This window comes from Pseudoalteromonas sp. B160 (assembly GCF_037162485.1).
Taxonomy (GTDB): Bacteria; Pseudomonadota; Gammaproteobacteria; order Enterobacterales; family Alteromonadaceae; genus Pseudoalteromonas; species Pseudoalteromonas rhizosphaerae.
Genome location: NZ_JARLUX010000001.1, coordinates 3,473,758 through 3,489,692, shown reverse-complemented (window position 1 = coordinate 3,489,692; position 15,935 = coordinate 3,473,758). Strand labels below are relative to the sequence as shown.

Sequence of the window (15,935 nt, the reverse complement as noted above, 5' to 3'; positions counted from 1 at the left end):
AATTAATGTGACAACATTTAATGGACTGAACTAATGGATTTATATCAAAACAAAGCCAAAAATAATTGCACAATCAGCTGCAATGACTGCAGCATAAGTCAACTGTGCTTGCCTTTTACCCTCAATGGGCAAGAAATGGATAAACTTGATGAAATCATTGAGCGTAAAAAACCATTACACAAAGGGGATTTTCTTTTTGAATCAGGAGCGCCACTGAACGCTATTTTTGCTGTTCGTTCTGGTTCATTTAAGTCCTACACCCTTTCAGAGCAAGGTGACGAGCAAATTACTGGCTTTCACCTCGCAGGAGATTTAATCGGCTTTGATGCAATAAATAAAATGGCACACCAAAGCTTTTCTCAAGCGCTCGAAACCTCAATGGTATGCGAAATTCCATTTGAAACACTTGATGATCTAGCGGGTAAATTACCAAAACTACGCCAGCAGATTATGCGCCTGATGAGCAGTGAAATTAACTACGACCAAGAAATGTTTTTGTCACTGAATAAAAAATCAGCCGAAGAGCGCTTAGCTAGTTTTATCTACAACTTGTCAAATCGCTTTGGCGAACGCGGGTTTTCTCGTAAAGAGTTTCGCTTTACCATGACCCGGGTGAAATTGGTAATTACCTTGGTTTAACCGTTGAAACGATTAGTCGTTTACTGAGTCGTTTTCAAAAAGCTGCTTTAATAAAAGTGGAAGGTAAATTTATCACTATTCTAGATAGTGATGGGTTATCCGCAGCTGCAGCAATTCACCCAAAATAAACTTGATCTAGCGCAACAAGTTGTTAGCTGTTACTTTAACTACTCACGTTATACGTTACACTCTAGCTATAAAGTAGTTAAAGGAGCAGCTTATGAACACCATCAAACAAATACTCGCCATTATTGATCCAACCGCTGAGTCTCAGCATGGTTTATCTCGCTCTATCGAATTAGCCAAAAAGTCCGGGGCCAGTATAACCGCCTTTATGAGCATTTATGATTTTTCCTATGAGATGACGACCATGCTCTCTGGCGATGAGCGCGAGGCAATGCGCAATGCCGTCGTTAAAGACCGTCAGTTATGGCTGGATGAAATTTTGCAACACTACCCAGACGTCGATATTAACAGTCAAGTGGTTTGGCATAATCGCACTTATGAAGCGATCATCGATACGGTAATAGACCAACAGTTTGATTTGGTTGTAAAAGGAACTCACCAGCACGATACACTTAAGTCAGTAATTTTTACTCCAACCGATTGGCATTTAATTCGTAAATGCCCAGCCCTGGTATTATTGGTAAAAGAACACGCTTGGCCTTCGCAGGGTAATATTTTAGCTGCTGTTAACGCTGTAAGTGAAAACCAACAGCACCTTGATTTAAACCATCGTATTATTCAAGATGCGCAGTTTTTATGTGAACTGGCTAACGCAAGCCTTAGTATCGTTAACGCCTACCCTGCGACACCGGTAAACATTGCAATTGAAATCCCTGAGTTTAACCCCAGTATTTATAATGAGTCGGTTAAAAAGCACCATATAGAATCGACCCATGAGTTAGCAGCTAGTCATCAAATCGCCCAGCAAAACTGTGTCATAGAAGAAGGTTTACCAGAGGACGTGATCCTGGATGTAGCAAAGCGCCTTAATAGTGAATTAGTGGTGATTGGTACGGTTGGCCGCACTGGATTAAGTGCAGCCTTAGTAGGTAACACCGCAGAGCATGTCATTGACAGCCTTGATTGTGACGTATTAGCCTTAAAACCCGACGGCTATGTGAGCCCGCTGGCAAAAGATTAAATAAATTTTGTTGATTGAAACTTTAGGCATATAATACGCCCCTTTATTTTACCCATAGTTCTAAAGGGGGCGTAATGTCGCATTCTGTTCAAGCCAAAGCTCAACATAGCTTATCTAAGTTACAAAAACGCTTACGTCGTCAAACCGGTCAAGCGGTGATGGACTTCAATATGATTGAAGAAGGCGACCGTATCATGGTGTGCCTCTCTGGTGGAAAAGACAGTTATACTCTACTTGACATGCTGCAGCATTTACAGCGTGTTGCACCTATTAAATTTGATTTGTTTGTTGTTAACCTTGATCAAAAGCAACCAGGCTTTCCTGAACATGTATTGCCAGCATATTTAGACACTCAGAATATTGAATACAAAATTGTTGAAGAAGACACCTACAGTATAGTGACTGATATTATTCCTGAAGGTAAAACAACCTGTTCGCTATGCTCACGCTTACGTCGCGGCATTTTATACCGTACCGCAAATGAAATGGGAGCCACTAAAATCGCCTTAGGTCATCATCGCGACGATATGATCGAAACCCTATTCTTAAATATGTTTTATGGTGGCAAACTGAAAAGCATGCCAGCTAAATTAATGAGCGATAACGGCGAGCACATGGTAATTCGTCCATTAGCCTACTGTAAAGAAACAGATATTGAACAATATGCTATCAGCCAAGCATACCCTATCATTCCATGTAATCTGTGTGGCTCACAAGAAAATCTGCAACGCAAACATACAAAAGCGATGCTTGCACAGTGGGATATTGAGCACCCTGGTCGTATTGAGAGTATTTTTACTGCAATGCAAAATGTTGTGCCTTCGCATCTAGCAGATAATGAGTTATTTGATTTCACCAACTTAAAAACCGGTGAAGTAATTGATGGCGGCGATATTGCGCTTGATAAACCAGACATACCAAAACAACCTGTACTTAACGATGATGAAACAGCTGATGTTGTGACAATTAATTTAAGTTAACAAATTAACTTAAAGAATAACAATGCCGCGTATATCGCGGCATTTTTGTTTTCCGTTGATAAAGTCAGTTACGGCATATCCATCAACGCTTGGCTTTGCTCATCGACCTTAACTTGATAGTTTTCATGCCTTAAACCAAGTAACTGTGGTAACGTTGCAGCAATACAAATTGACGATAATGTTCCCACAACAATTCCTACAAATAGTGCGATAGAAAACCCCTGTAACGGCGCACCAGCCAATAACCACACACTCGCCACTGTTGCAAGAGTAGTGCCTGAGGTGATTAAAGTACGGGTCAAAGTGCTCTTAATTGATTCATTGATCACCGTATTCACGCTAGCTTGTTGTGTTGTGGAATCTAAGCGCAGTAGCTCGCGTACCCTGTCACCGACAATAATTGAATCATTTAATGAATAACCAATGATTGCCAGTAAACTCGCTAATACGGTTAAGTTAAAATCAAGCTGTAACCATGCAAATAAACCAACTACCACCACCACGTCATGCATTAAAGCCACAACCGATCCCAACGCTAAACGCCACTCAAACCGTAGCGCTAAATAAATCATCACGGCAACCATTGCCGCAAATAATGCCAAACAGCCTTGTTCAAATAATTCATCGCCAACTTGTGAGCCTAAGTAAGAAGATGACAACACTTCAGCACCCAATGTCTCATCTTGCGTAAGCGTTGCTAACCAAGGCGATGTACTGGCTTGCTCTGCCTCTCTTAACTGAAAGTGCTGGCTAGATTGAGCGCTTAAGGCAAAGTCATCATGGTGATAATAACTAATTTTTTTCGCCAGCTCAGCCTCACTAATTGGCACTGCAGTGGTAAACTCCGTTAAATAGCCACCAGTAAAATCAAGGCCGAAATTCAATCCTTTTGTAGCAACCCCTATTACAGAGAGCAGCACTAGTAGGATAGATAAAACCAACCCCGATAAACGTAAGCGGGTTGTGGTGCTCATTTTTTCATTTGAATTGCTCATGCGCGAGCTCCTCGCTTATTTGCCAATTTTAAATACAAAGTCTGACTCAACGCCTTAGAAACATACACCCCGGTAAATACGCTAGTTATTAGCCCTAACGCCAGCGTAATTGCAAAGCCTTTGATTGGCCCATAGCCAATACCATATAAAATAATTGCCGTGATCATAGTGGTAATATTAGCATCAAAAATTGTCGCAAATGCTTGTTGGTAGCCCTGCTCTATCGCTTGATATGGTGCTCGGCCTTTACGGCGCTCTTCTTTGATCCGCTCAAAAATAATAACATTAGTATCAACAGCCATACCGATTGTCAGTACCAGCTCGGCTATGCCCGGTAAAGTTAGCACCACACCAGGCAGCAGTGACATTAATCCTACTAAAGCTGTTAAATTCAATAATAAGGCAATATTTGCCACCAGCCCTAAACGTCGATACCACAGCGCCATAAAGGCTAATGTAATACCCATTCCCAACATTAAGGCCGCGAGCCCATTATGTATGTTATCTGCGCCCAAGCTTGGCCCAATGGTTTGTTCTTGTACGATTGTCACCGGCGCAGTTAATGAACCTGCACGTAATAGCAATGCTAAATCCTGCGCCGCTTGTGGGCTTTGCATATTAGTAATACTAAATTGGCTACTCAAATGTTGAGCTATATTGGCAACATTAATCACTTCACTTTTTTAACTACTTCACCTTTGACATTTTTATAATATTCAGAATACACCGTTGCCATTGGTTTACCGATATTACGTTTGGAAAATGCCGACATCGCCTCGCCACCTTGGCTATCAAGGCTAAGTTGCACTAGCGGCTTGCCCCATTCATCGCGCCCTGCATGGGCATTATTGATGTGTTGTCCCGAAAAAATAGCAATTGGGTCTAAATTGATCGAGCCACCATTTTGCAGGTTAAAGGTTTTTCCGCCGATTTCTTTAAGCTGATAAAAATCAAGCGACGCTGTTGCACCTATAATACGTTTTGCTTCACTTGGATCTTGTACACCGGGTAACTCAATACGAATACGTTGTTTACCTTGGCGCTGGGTAACTGCTTCAGTAATGCCTAATTCTTCAATACGGCCTCTTAAAGTGGTTAAGGTTTGACTCATTACTTCTTTATCAAACGCATTACTACCTTGTTCACTAAAACTAAATGCCACCGTTGTTAAATTACCCTGTGAATGCGCAGTTGCAATTAAACGCTCAAAACGCTTTAGTACATTCGCCTGTACTGCGGCTAAGTCACTTTTAGCAGCAGGCAACGCATGTAATTCAAAACCATGGGCATTTTTTTGTACACGAACACCTCTGGCTTTTTCATCACGAATAATTGTTTTAGTTTGTTCATACGCACTATCAAGTTGCTCTTGTTGCGCTTTCACTAAATCAACATCTAAAACAAATAACACACCACCATTAAGATCAAGACCTAATTTTATAGGTGCTAATCCTAAGCTTTGTAACCAATCGGGACTTGTTTGATGCGTAACTATTTTTGCATTCAACTGCGTAAATTCACTTTTTAACGCTTGTTGCGCTGCGGCACTTTTGGTTGGCTCTTGTAGTAACACATTTAATGAAAGGCTGTTTTGCGCCACTTGAATTGATTGCTCAACCAGAAACCCATGTTGATTTAAAAAATCAATAACAGATTTTTGCGAAGGAGTATTCGCTAGTAACTGCTGTGAATGTTGCTGGCTCTGCGTTGTACTCAGATGCAGCCACGATTTTGCTGGATATAAATTTGGTAAGGCACTGATAGCTAATAATACCAGCGCCAAAAACATCGCCATATAGCTTATTTTAAAACGCTGTAGCTGCGGTTTTTTTGATGAATTTTTTAACATATTGCTTCCTTTAAACCAATGCAAGCATCGGTTTCTCGCCTCATAGGCGCAGTAATTTATTTGCTTTAGTTGAATGACTAAAACATCGAAAAAATTAGTAGGAAGAGTTAACTGAAGTAAGTAAGTACTGCACGGTATTGTAAGTTGGCGTCTTTCCAACCACTAATCCGTGATTTTTTACCTTCGTAGGCTACAAACCAAGGTAATGTTATTGGCGGTTCAAGGGGTTGTAAGTAAAGTTGGCGCGCAAGGCTAGGTACAAAAAACTCAAATATTGCCACATAACTTGGCTCAACTTGGCTTTGATACAGAAATAACGATGAATTACTCGCTGAAAAGCGTGGCTGTAAAGACTCAAACCCCGCGCCTTCTGTTTGTTGATCAGCCGCCGTAATTGGTATCTTCTTGGTAAAAGGGGTGCTATCTGATACTGAAGTATCAAATACCTTAACCTCTAAAACACTCAAATCACATAACATCGCCGACTGAAAAAAAGCGGTAGGCTGGCTCACATTAGTCTCAGCGTTGCTCACAGCATTAGCCTGCACACTAAAAAGTGCAGTAAACAGCAGTAATACAGTAAGGACTAAGCGAAAACGGATCATTTTATTATCTAAATAGTAAGCTGGTATTATAAATGGGGAGTAATTGCCCTATTTCAATAGCTAATTTGCAATTGAACAAAAAAAACCGCAAGTAAAACTACTTACGGCCAAAAATCACAGTCGATAATTAAGCGACTTCAAGTGAGGACATGTCAATGACATAACGATGAGACAAGTCACCTTCTTTTAAGCGTTCAAAAGCCTGATTAATGTCTGCCATGTTGATCATCTCTACTTCCGGTAAAATATTATGTAGCGCACAGAAATTAAGAATTTCTTGAGTTTGTGCAATACCACCAATCAAAGAGCCAGCCACGCGGCGACGCCCCAATAATAATGGCACCGAGTTTGATTCAGCCATCTCACCCACTTGTCCTACTAATACTTGAGTACCATCAATATCTAATAGAGGCATATAAGGGGTAAAGTCATGCTTAACTGGAATAGTATTAATGATCACATCAAACTGATTAGCGTATGCTTTCATGGCTTGTTCGTCTTTAGATACCAGTAAACCTTCAGCGCCATATTCCAACGCTTGCTGTTTTTTATCATCTGATCGACTAATAGCTGTCACATGGGCCCCCATTGCCGCAGCGATTTTAATTGCCATATGGCCTAACCCACCTAAGCCAATAACGCCAACTCGGCTACCAGGCCCGACATTAAAAGTACGTAGCGGCGAATACGTGGTAATACCCGCGCATAAAATTGGCGCACACTTAGCAAGATCAAGTGATTCTGGAACGTTTAAAACAAACTCTTCGCGCACTACAATGTGTTTGGCGTAGCCACCTTTGGTTGATTCACCAATGATACGATCTTTTCCTGAATAAGTTCCGACCATGCCTTCGCGACAAAATTGCTCTTCGCCTTTGTGGCATTGGTCACACTCAAGGCAGCTATCAACCATACAACCAACTGCTACATTATCGCTAACTTTGTATTTAGTCACTTTGCTGCCAACCTCAGTGACACGACCGACAATCTCATGTCCTGGTAAAATTGGGTAACTGGTGCCACCCCAATCATTATTTACGGTATGTAGATCTGAATGGCACACCCCGCAATATAAGATTTCAATCGCAACATCTTCATCGCGCAAATCGCGTCTTTCAAAATGAAATGGCTCTAATGGCGTATTAGCTTGATGTGCTGCGTATCCGATAGTTTTCATCTGCTTTCCCTTCTATGTTAAAAAACTGAGTTTAATTAACCACTCTAAAACATTGTCTTAAGCTGCCTAAACTGTACTATGTGCTGTTAGTAGTATAGCCCTAGATACAAACTGTTAAAGTTTATACTCTAGGCTACTAGAAAAAGTTTAATGCAGACTTAATAGAGTTAGAGAAAATATGCGCGGAATGGGTAAACAAGAAGCAATAAAACATCATGATGCGATGAATTTAAAGCAAAGCATTGTCACCTTGTGGCCTTACTTAGTTGCTTTTAAAGGCCGTGTAACACTTGCAACACTGGCATTGATCGCCGCAAAGGGTGCCACTTTATTAATGCCATGGGCGCTGAAAGAAATAATCGACAGTGTTGATCCAAGTTTACAAAATATAGTCATCGTACCCATAGCTTTACTGTTACTGTATGGCGGACTACGTTTTGCGAGTGTGTTTTTTGGTGAAGTACGTGATGCGTTGTTTGGTCGTGTAACTGAACATGCTATGCGCCATATTGGCCTAAAAGTATTTAATCACCTACACAGCCTTGAGTTGTCGTTTCATCTTGATAGGCAAACTGGCGGCATTAGCCGTGATATAGAGCGTGGCACCAGTGGCTTAAGCTTCTTAATGCGCTTTTTAATGTTCAATATTGTGCCAACTTTATTTGAAATAGCCGTAGTTGCGATTATTTTTGCAACTTTATTTTCGCCGTGGTTTGCCGTAGTTACCCTGCTTGCAGTGGCTTTATATATTACCTTCACGGTTGTTGTAACACAGTGGCGCAACCGCTTTATTCGCGAAGCAAACCAAGCCGATAATAATAGTAACAGCCGTGCTATTGACAGCTTACTTAATTATGAAACCGTTAAATATTTTAATAATGAAAAGCATGAAGCACAAACATATGATGGCTTTTTAGCTAGTTGGGAGCAAGCCTGGCTTAAAAACCGCTTATCGTTGCTTGCCCTTAATTCAGGTCAAGCCTTGATCATAGCAGCAGCGATCACCGCTTTAATGTGGCTTGCTAGTATTGAAGTGGTTAAAGGCACACTCTCTATTGGTGAGTTGGTAATGATCAACGCCTATATGATCCAATTATTTTTACCGCTCAATTTTTTAGGCTTTGTTTATCGAGAAATTCGCCGCGCCTTAACCGACCTTGAAAATATGCTCGGACTATTAACCCGTAAACCACTCATTTCAGATAAAGCAAATGCACAACAGCTCAATATACAACACGCTGATATAGAATTTAAAAACGTTAACTTTGGCTACCATCCATCAAGACCTATCATTAAGCAGCTTAGTTTTTCTATTAAAGCAGGCAGCAAAGTCGCGGTGGTGGGCGCCAGCGGTGCAGGAAAAAGCACCCTAGCCCGTTTACTGTATCGCTTTTATGATATTGACAGCGGTGAAATACATATTGATGGTCAACAACTTACTAGCGTCACACTCAACAGCTTGCGACAAGCGATTGCCATTGTGCCACAAGATACTGTGTTATTTAATACCAGCATTCGCGACAACATTGCTTATGGCCGTCCAGATGCTACAGCACAAGACATTGATAATGCTATTAATATGGCGCATTTACGCAGCTTTATTGATAGTTTAGATAAAGGTGATCAAACCCTCGTTGGTGAACGAGGTTTAAAAGTTTCAGGCGGTGAAAAACAACGCATTGCCATAGCCCGAGCCATTTTAAAACGCTCCCCTATTATCATTTTTGACGAAGCAACATCAGCGCTAGACTCTCATTCCGAGCAAGCAATATTAAAAGCCATGTCTGCACTAGCCTCTAATCATACCAGTTTAGTTATTGCCCATCGCTTATCAACAATAACAGATGCAGATACGATTATTGTGCTCAAAGAGGGCCAGTTGATCGAGCAAGGCAAACATGATGAGTTACTTAAATTCAATGGTGAATATGCGCGCATGTGGGAACTTCAACAAAAAACAGCATAAACATGGAGACTCATCTTCGGCGCGGGATACACACTGTATGCCGCGTAGTTTGTTGTTTCACCTAACTGAGAAGTAATTCACCTCAAAAGTTTGTCTGTTTTTAGGTTATCAATAACAATCTGAGTTAGAAAACGTGCAATAAAAATAATTAAATTACATTCAGGGGAAGTCCAATGAAAAAAACACTTATTGCAGCAACACTTGCTGCCACATTTCTGACCGGCTGTTCAGAGCCTAAAACAACACAAGCGCAACAGCCTAGTACCGAAACCCAGCCAGCAAAAGCTGAATTAGGTGGCTTTGGGGTAGATTTAACAGCCCGCAATGAAGCCATAAAACCAGGTGATGACTTTTTCATGTACGCCAGTGGCACATGGTATGACAACTACGTTATGCCTGCCGATAAAACTCGCTACGGTGCATTTGCAGGATTGGCAGAACGTAGCGAAGAGCGTGTTAAGGCAATTATTGAAGAGATCGCAGCCCGTAAAGATTTAAATACTGAAGAAAAGTTAGTTGCCGATTTCTATAACGCGTATATGGATACCGATACCCTTAATAAGCTTGGTGTGTCGCCAATTAAACCACTACTAACGGAAATTAGTAACGTTTCATCAACCGATGATCTAACCAAATTATTTGGCCAATCGTGGTTAACGGGCGTTAACTCGCCTATTGGTGGTGGCATGTGGTTTAACCGCTTAGACCCAAATAAATATGAAATGTCATTAGGCGCTGGCGGCTTAGGTTTACCAGATCGTTCTTACTACCTTGAAGATTCTGAACGTTTTGTTAAAACTCGTACTGCTTATGTAGCCCATATCGCCGACATGCTTAAATTTGCAGGTGTTGACAATACAACTGAACGTGCTGAGGCAATTTTAGCCCTTGAAACCAAAATAGCACAAGGCCACTGGCCACGAGAAAAACGTCGTAACCGCGACCTTACCCTAAATCAAATCGAACGCAGCGAGCTGAGCTCTAGCTACCCTGATTTTAATTGGGATCTGTATTTTGAACAAACAGGATACCAAGTACCACAGTTAAATGTATCGCAACCAGAGCCGATCAAAGCCATGATTGCATTGATCAATCAAGAAGATGTTACTGTATGGAAAGATTACTTAACCTATCACGCACTAAGCTCTAATGCAGAGCTACTGTCTGAAGATGTATTCAATACTAACTTCGCATTTTACGGAAAAGAGCTAAATGGCCAGCAAGAGCCTCGCCCACGCTGGAAACGCGCTATCAGCCAAATGTCGAGCACTGATTCATTAGGTTTTGCCATTGGTAAAGTGTATGTAGCACGCTACTTCCCTGAATCATCAAAACAACAAATGTCAGCATTGGTAGAAAACCTGCGAACAGCTCTGGGCGAACGTATTGACAACCTAGACTGGATGGGAGCAGAAACGAAAGTAAATGCCCGCGCTAAACTCGCTGCGTTTGTGCCTAAAATTGGCTATCCCGATGTATGGCAATCATTTGATGGTTTAAGCATAAGTAGCAATGATTTGATGGGCAACATCAAAAATACCCGCGAGTTTTTCCGAGCTGAAAGCGCTGCAAAAGAATTGCAAAAAACCGACCGTAACCGCTGGGGCATGACACCACAACGTGTTAACGCTTACTACAACAGTTCGTTTAACGAAATTGTATTCCCTGCAGCAATTCTACAACCACCATTTTTCGATCCTAATGCCGATCCGGCAGTAAACTATGGTGGCATTGGTGCCGTGATTGGTCATGAAATGGGCCATGGTTTTGACGATCAAGGCTCTAAATCAGATGCTAACGGCGTACAACGTAACTGGTGGACAGATGCCGATCGTGCTGCATTTGATGCCAAAGCCGACCAACTTGCTGCACAATACAGTCAATACGAGCCAATCCCTGGTAACTTCGTTAATGGTCGTAATAGCTTAGGTGAAAACATCGGTGACGTGGGTGGGTTAGCAATGGCTTATCACGCTTACAAACTCAGCCTAAACGGTAAAGAAGCGCCTATTATTGACGGCCTTACGGGCGATCAACGGTTCTTCCTAGCCTGGGCACAAGTATGGAAAGAAAAACGCACTGAGCAAAGCATGTTAAACCAGCTTCGTGGTGGCACACATGCACCCGGTCGCTTTAGAGCACAAGCACCACGTAACCACGATGCATGGTACAAAGCATTCAATGTACAACCGGGTGATGCCTTGTATTTACCAGAAGATCAACGCGTACGTATTTGGTAATAACCCGATACATTTCGATTGAAAATATAACCCGCAACTGCGGGTTATATTTTTTGTGCTGCTTGCTCACTCAAAGCAACTTTAATTCCCACTGAATTCTGTATTTCCAAGCGAGTTGGGTATAGAATACGGCACTACAAAATTTATACTTTTAAAAACATATTTAAGGCGAAACGCAGATGGGAAGAGCTTACCAAAACAAAAAAGATTCAATGGCTAAGACTGCGGGTGCTAAAACTAAAGTTTACTCAAAGTACGGTAAAGAAATTTATATTTGCGCAAAAAATGGTGGTATTGATCCCGATGGCAACCTATCGCTACGTCGTTTAATTGAACGCGCTAAAAAAGATCAAGTACCAGCACACGTAATTGACCGCGCAATTGATAAAGCCAAAGGCGGCGGCGGTGAAGACTACTCAGCAACTCGTTACGAAGGCTATGGCCCTGGTAACTGCATGATCATTGTTGATTGCTTAACTGACAACAACAAACGTACCTTTGCTGATGTACGTGTATGTTTTACTAAAGCAAACGCTAAAATTGGTGCACAAAACTCGGTATCTCACCTATTTGATCATTTGGCTATTTTTGTATTTGATGGCGATGATGACGAAGCCGTGCTTGAAGCACTAATGATGGCTGACGTTGATGTTACTGACGTAGAAGTTGAAGCCGGCAAAGTCACTGTTTTTGCTCCGCATACTGAGTACAACAACACCCGTACCGCACTTGAAGAAATGGGCGTTACTGAGTTTGATGAAGATTTGATCTCTTTTGTGCCGCAAGTTGAAGCACCAATTGCAGGCGAAGACGTAGAAGTAATGGAACGCTTTTTAGCGATGCTTGAAGATTGTGACGACGTACAAAACGTGTATCACAACGCACAATTTTAATTTTATTGACTAAAATTATGACTAAGGCCAACTTGATTGGCCTTTTTATTTTCTTATTGTTAAACCCCTAAATAAATGGATTTGTATTTTGAATACCGTTGAACAGCTTCGTAGTGGTAAATTAGCTGGCACTAAACGTTTACAGCTAGTTGAAGAGCTAACCACATTCCCAGACGAAATTTTTACCCTTGCAGATACCCTCGAAGTACTCGATTTATCAAATAATAACTTATCTGATTTGCCCGACGAATTTGCTAGTTTAACTAAATTAAAGCGGGTGTTTTTATCATTCAATCAGTTCCAGCATATTCCTGCTGTATTGGCAAAATGCCCTTCCCTTATTATGATTGCATTTAAAGGCAATAAAATCAGTGAATTTACCGAGCATAGTTTGCCGCTTTCGACACAATGGTTAATTTTAACTGACAACCATATTGAACAATTGCCAGACTCTTTTGGTGAACTTACGCAACTGCGTAAACTTGCCCTTGCTGGTAATCGACTAACGACTTTGCCACACAGCATGCAGCAGTGCCAAGCGCTTGAACTCGTGCGTTTATCTGCGAATAACTTAACTGATGTTAATGACTGGCTGTTTGAATTACCAAAACTCAGTTGGCTGGCTTTTGCAGGCAATGACTTTAATAAAGCACAAAGTTTACAACAAGTTCAATTAGCAGCCGTACAACTAAACGAGTTTTCACTTGTTGAAAAAATTGGTGAAGGTGCGTCTGGGATTATTCACTTAGCACAGTGGCAGCACAATAATGTGGCGTTAAAACTGTTTAAAGGCGCGATCACCAGTGATGGCTATCCACTTGATGAAGTAAACTGTTGCTTGCAAGCGGGCGAACATAAAAACCTAATAAACGTTCTCGCCTATATCGATAACCCAGAGCAACTTGGTCTGGTTATGGAGCTTATCAGCAAGGACTATCAAAACCTCGGCTTACCGCCGTCACTTGATACTTGCACCCGCGATACCTTTTTTGAGCATACACAGTTTACTGCTCACGCCATTAAACACATAGCTAAGCAAATGGTCAGCACCCTTGCCCACTTACATATCAACAACGTAAGTCATGGCGATGTATATGCGCACAACACCATGATAAACGATGAATACACAGTATTGTTTGGTGACTTTGGCGCAGCAACTAACTTAGACTCTCTGACCGACTATCAGCGCCAACAAATGCAGCGTATTGAAGTCAGAGCGATTGGCTGCTTAATTGATGATTTACTGAGCGTGTGTTCTGAAGTTACGAGCGATGCAACACAGCTAAGAACACTTGCTCAACAATGTATGAATGCAGATATGAGCCAACGACCAACTCTTAAAGCACTAATAGAAAAACTATAACTTTTATGCGCGACTCTACCTCTGAGTCGTGCTTTACCGCCTTGCTTTGCTACATAGCTATAAAATAAAACTGAATATAAATAAGCCTTGGTCTACTTATATGGCTTTCGTGTCTGGTATGCTTTTATAATATCAGTAACTTTACTGAGCTTTGGTCAAACTAATTCACCCAAAGCTCAGTTGGTTAATAAAATAGCGTTAATCAAGCGTTATTGTAATGACTTCGTTGGCAAATTCGCTATACACCACAAGGTGTTTTTCAGAAATAGTCTCAAAATGAAAGTCTTTCATTGAATAACTTTCCCATGACACATCAGCTTTGATCAAATACTCTTTATCCGCAGATAGGGCCCACAGTTGCCCCGTAGATTGATTAGATGACGCATCACCTACATAAACCAATAAATAGCCTTGTTCACTCACAATAGGAGTTATTTTTTTAGTATTACTTCGTGCATAACTCGCAATTGTGCGCCATGTTTCATTATAAACTCTGATCGGTTGAGTGGTATTTAACCGTGATTGCAACTGCAATTCTGACTGCTCTGTACCAGCCTTACGTAAATATTTAAGCACGGCATATTTTATCGATGCTGTCTCAACAAAATCACCCGCTAGTAAAGTATCTAAGTCGCCGCCAATCCAATCAGGAGTTATTTGTCTTAACGCGGTTAAATCGAATGCAGTACTTGTCTCTACTTGTTCTCGTGTGAATTTAAACTGTTCAATGCCACTGTCTTGGTTTGTAAATAAGAACTGGTTATTACCATTTTGCCAAATAGTAGCATTGCGTACATTATTCAATGAAAACACAGCGTCATCGCGCGCACTTGGTATAACGTCCATTACATTTATAAGCAACTGCTCATCAGTACCAAAACCTAGACCAAATGTGATGTCATCATATTCAAAAAATGGTGTATGACTAAATGTACTGATCTGCTTACTCAATACAGTTCTCCCTCGGATCTGAGCATTTATGATCTGTATATACGATTTTGATGAAACCTCATTATTATCTTCAAGCGCTAGATAATGGTCTTGATTATTTGCAATAAATTCACTTTTCAAAACCCCATCGTTGATTAGGTTAGATACTGCTTTCCATTTACCACTTTGCCAACTATAAACACCATCAGGAAAAGACGTTAACGCAAATAGTTTACCGCCTGAAATAGCTAGACTTGAAGCGTTAATATCATGGATTTTATAATTACCTAATTGGCCATTATCAAAAGAAGCAGAGTGTAATTTGTATTGCGTAGAGGCGCCTTCAGTAATAAACCAAACTTGCTCATCAAACCATAAATATTCAGATTCAATTAACCGCTCTTTGTCGGGGTTATCAAACAATAATTGCTTTTCTTGTTCACTAAACACCAAATACAATTTACGTTTTTCATACACCACAGTATAAGGACGGCAAGCTACTTTAAACTTAAGATTAGAGGAGTCATCAACTTCACAAATCTGTGGCCCGCCAAGCGCTGTAATTTCAGGCTCAATCATTGTAAGTGGTGGAACCGAGACTGGAGAGTCTTTTAACTGAATACTTTGCTCGCCATAACGAATAGTTACAGGGTATGAATAAGGGGTTGTTTGCGCAAAACTCGCCTGAGAAGATACACATTTAACAGCAAGGCTATAATTCAACGTTGTTGTATTGCTCAGCTGTGTGTCGCACGTGATACTTTCTGGTATAGCTAATAAGGTTGGTTGTACAAATGTTTTTGACGTTGCGCTCAGTTCAATAACCTTGTCTGCAGTAAGCTTCGCTTTGTTATCCATCCATGACACTTCAAGTCCTGCGGCAACACCATTGGCTGTTATTTTGAGCGTAAACGTTTGCTCTGAAATAGCAGGTGGCTTTGTGTCTTGACTGTCTCCAGAAGAGCCACCGCATCCACTTGCGGCTAAAATAGATAAGCTCACTAAAAATGATTTAAATTGCAAAATAGAATCCTTGTGTTTAATTAGTTTCAAAAAAGTCGCTAGTAATACATATTCCTTCAGTTATCAATTATTACTACTAGTACCTTTTTTAGCAATATATTTTTTGGTTATTATCTGTCCATACCAAT

Annotated in this window: 10 protein-coding genes and 2 pseudogenes; 7 read left to right on the top strand and 5 right to left on the bottom strand. The window is 40.9% G+C overall.

Annotation, left to right across the window (positions count from 1 at the left end; all coding sequences use genetic code 11):
- The first annotated feature begins 33 nt into the window (after window positions 1–33).
- From P4S61_RS16285 to ttcA, 3 genes and pseudogenes are all read left to right on the top strand, one after another.
- Window positions 34–767 (top strand): annotated as a pseudogene (locus P4S61_RS16285) (FNR family transcription factor).
- 92 nt (window positions 768–859) lie between these two features.
- Window positions 860–1,786 (top strand): universal stress protein UspE, encoded by a 927-nt coding sequence (uspE, locus tag P4S61_RS16280; protein ID WP_337118659.1) that lies wholly within the window; start codon window positions 860–862, stop codon window positions 1,784–1,786.
- Between the two features lie 74 nt (window positions 1,787–1,860).
- Complete coding sequence (ttcA, locus tag P4S61_RS16275; RefSeq protein ID WP_145233494.1) at window positions 1,861–2,766, top strand: tRNA 2-thiocytidine(32) synthetase TtcA; 906 nt, start codon at window positions 1,861–1,863, stop codon at window positions 2,764–2,766.
- 68 nt (window positions 2,767–2,834) lie between these two features.
- Here the strand turns inward: ttcA and secF are convergent, their stop codons facing one another.
- The 4 genes and pseudogenes from secF to P4S61_RS16255 form a co-directional block, all read right to left on the bottom strand.
- Window positions 2,835–3,761, bottom strand: a complete 927-nt coding sequence (secF, locus tag P4S61_RS16270; RefSeq protein ID WP_337118658.1) for a protein translocase subunit SecF — start codon at window positions 3,759–3,761, stop codon at window positions 2,835–2,837.
- A pseudogene (gene secD / locus P4S61_RS16265) lies at window positions 3,758–5,610 on the bottom strand (protein translocase subunit SecD). The gene secF and the pseudogene secD overlap by 4 nt, the downstream one beginning before the upstream one ends.
- Window positions 5,611–5,717: 107 nt before the next feature.
- On the bottom strand, window positions 5,718–6,215 hold the full coding sequence (locus tag P4S61_RS16260) for a hypothetical protein (RefSeq protein WP_337118657.1): 498 nt from the start codon (window positions 6,213–6,215) through the stop codon (window positions 5,718–5,720).
- Between the two features lie 127 nt (window positions 6,216–6,342).
- Entirely contained in the window at window positions 6,343–7,392 is a 1,050-nt protein-coding gene (locus tag P4S61_RS16255; protein WP_337118656.1) for an NAD(P)-dependent alcohol dehydrogenase, read from the bottom strand.
- A 223-nt stretch (window positions 7,393–7,615) separates the two neighbouring features.
- On the opposite strand from P4S61_RS16255, the gene P4S61_RS16250 reads away from it, so the two are divergent.
- The 4 genes from P4S61_RS16250 (at window position 7,616) to P4S61_RS16235 (ending at window position 13,854) form a co-directional block, all read left to right on the top strand.
- Window positions 7,616–9,358, top strand: coding sequence for an ABCB family ABC transporter ATP-binding protein/permease (locus P4S61_RS16250; protein ID WP_442961599.1), 1,743 nt, complete (start codon window positions 7,616–7,618; stop codon window positions 9,356–9,358).
- A 173-nt stretch (window positions 9,359–9,531) separates the two neighbouring features.
- Complete coding sequence (locus tag P4S61_RS16245; protein WP_337118654.1) at window positions 9,532–11,598, top strand: M13 family metallopeptidase; 2,067 nt, start codon at window positions 9,532–9,534, stop codon at window positions 11,596–11,598.
- Window positions 11,599–11,777: 179 nt separating this feature from the next.
- Window positions 11,778–12,491 carry a YebC/PmpR family DNA-binding transcriptional regulator gene (locus P4S61_RS16240; RefSeq protein ID WP_145233481.1) on the top strand — a complete coding sequence of 238 codons (714 nt, stop codon included), beginning with the start codon at window positions 11,778–11,780 and terminating at the stop codon, window positions 12,489–12,491.
- An 88-nt stretch (window positions 12,492–12,579) separates the two neighbouring features.
- Window positions 12,580–13,854 (top strand): leucine-rich repeat-containing protein kinase family protein, encoded by a 1,275-nt coding sequence (locus tag P4S61_RS16235; RefSeq protein ID WP_145233479.1) that lies wholly within the window; start codon window positions 12,580–12,582, stop codon window positions 13,852–13,854.
- 198 nt (window positions 13,855–14,052) lie between these two features.
- Here P4S61_RS16235 and P4S61_RS16230 read toward each other — a convergent pair whose 3' ends face one another.
- A complete protein-coding gene (locus P4S61_RS16230) occupies window positions 14,053–15,807 on the bottom strand; it encodes a hypothetical protein (RefSeq protein ID WP_337118653.1) in 1,755 nt (584 codons plus the stop codon).
- Between the last annotated feature and the right edge of the window lie 128 nt (window positions 15,808–15,935).

Bases quoted from the DNA above. Each gene is read 5' to 3' on its own strand.
- uspE (WP_337118659.1), top strand. From the start codon at position 860: ATGAACACCATCAAACAAATACTCGCCATTATTGATCCAACCGCTGAG.
- ttcA (WP_145233494.1), top strand. From the start codon at position 1,861: ATGTCGCATTCTGTTCAAGCCAAAGCTCAACATAGCTTATCTAAGTTA.
- secF (WP_337118658.1), bottom strand. From the start codon at position 3,761: ATGAGCAATTCAAATGAAAAAATGAGCACCACAACCCGCTTACGTTTA.
- P4S61_RS16260 (WP_337118657.1), bottom strand. From the start codon at position 6,215: ATGATCCGTTTTCGCTTAGTCCTTACTGTATTACTGCTGTTTACTGCA.
- P4S61_RS16255 (WP_337118656.1), bottom strand. From the start codon at position 7,392: ATGAAAACTATCGGATACGCAGCACATCAAGCTAATACGCCATTAGAG.
- P4S61_RS16250 (WP_442961599.1), top strand. From the start codon at position 7,616: ATGAATTTAAAGCAAAGCATTGTCACCTTGTGGCCTTACTTAGTTGCT.
- P4S61_RS16245 (WP_337118654.1), top strand. From the start codon at position 9,532: ATGAAAAAAACACTTATTGCAGCAACACTTGCTGCCACATTTCTGACC.
- P4S61_RS16240 (WP_145233481.1), top strand. From the start codon at position 11,778: ATGGGAAGAGCTTACCAAAACAAAAAAGATTCAATGGCTAAGACTGCG.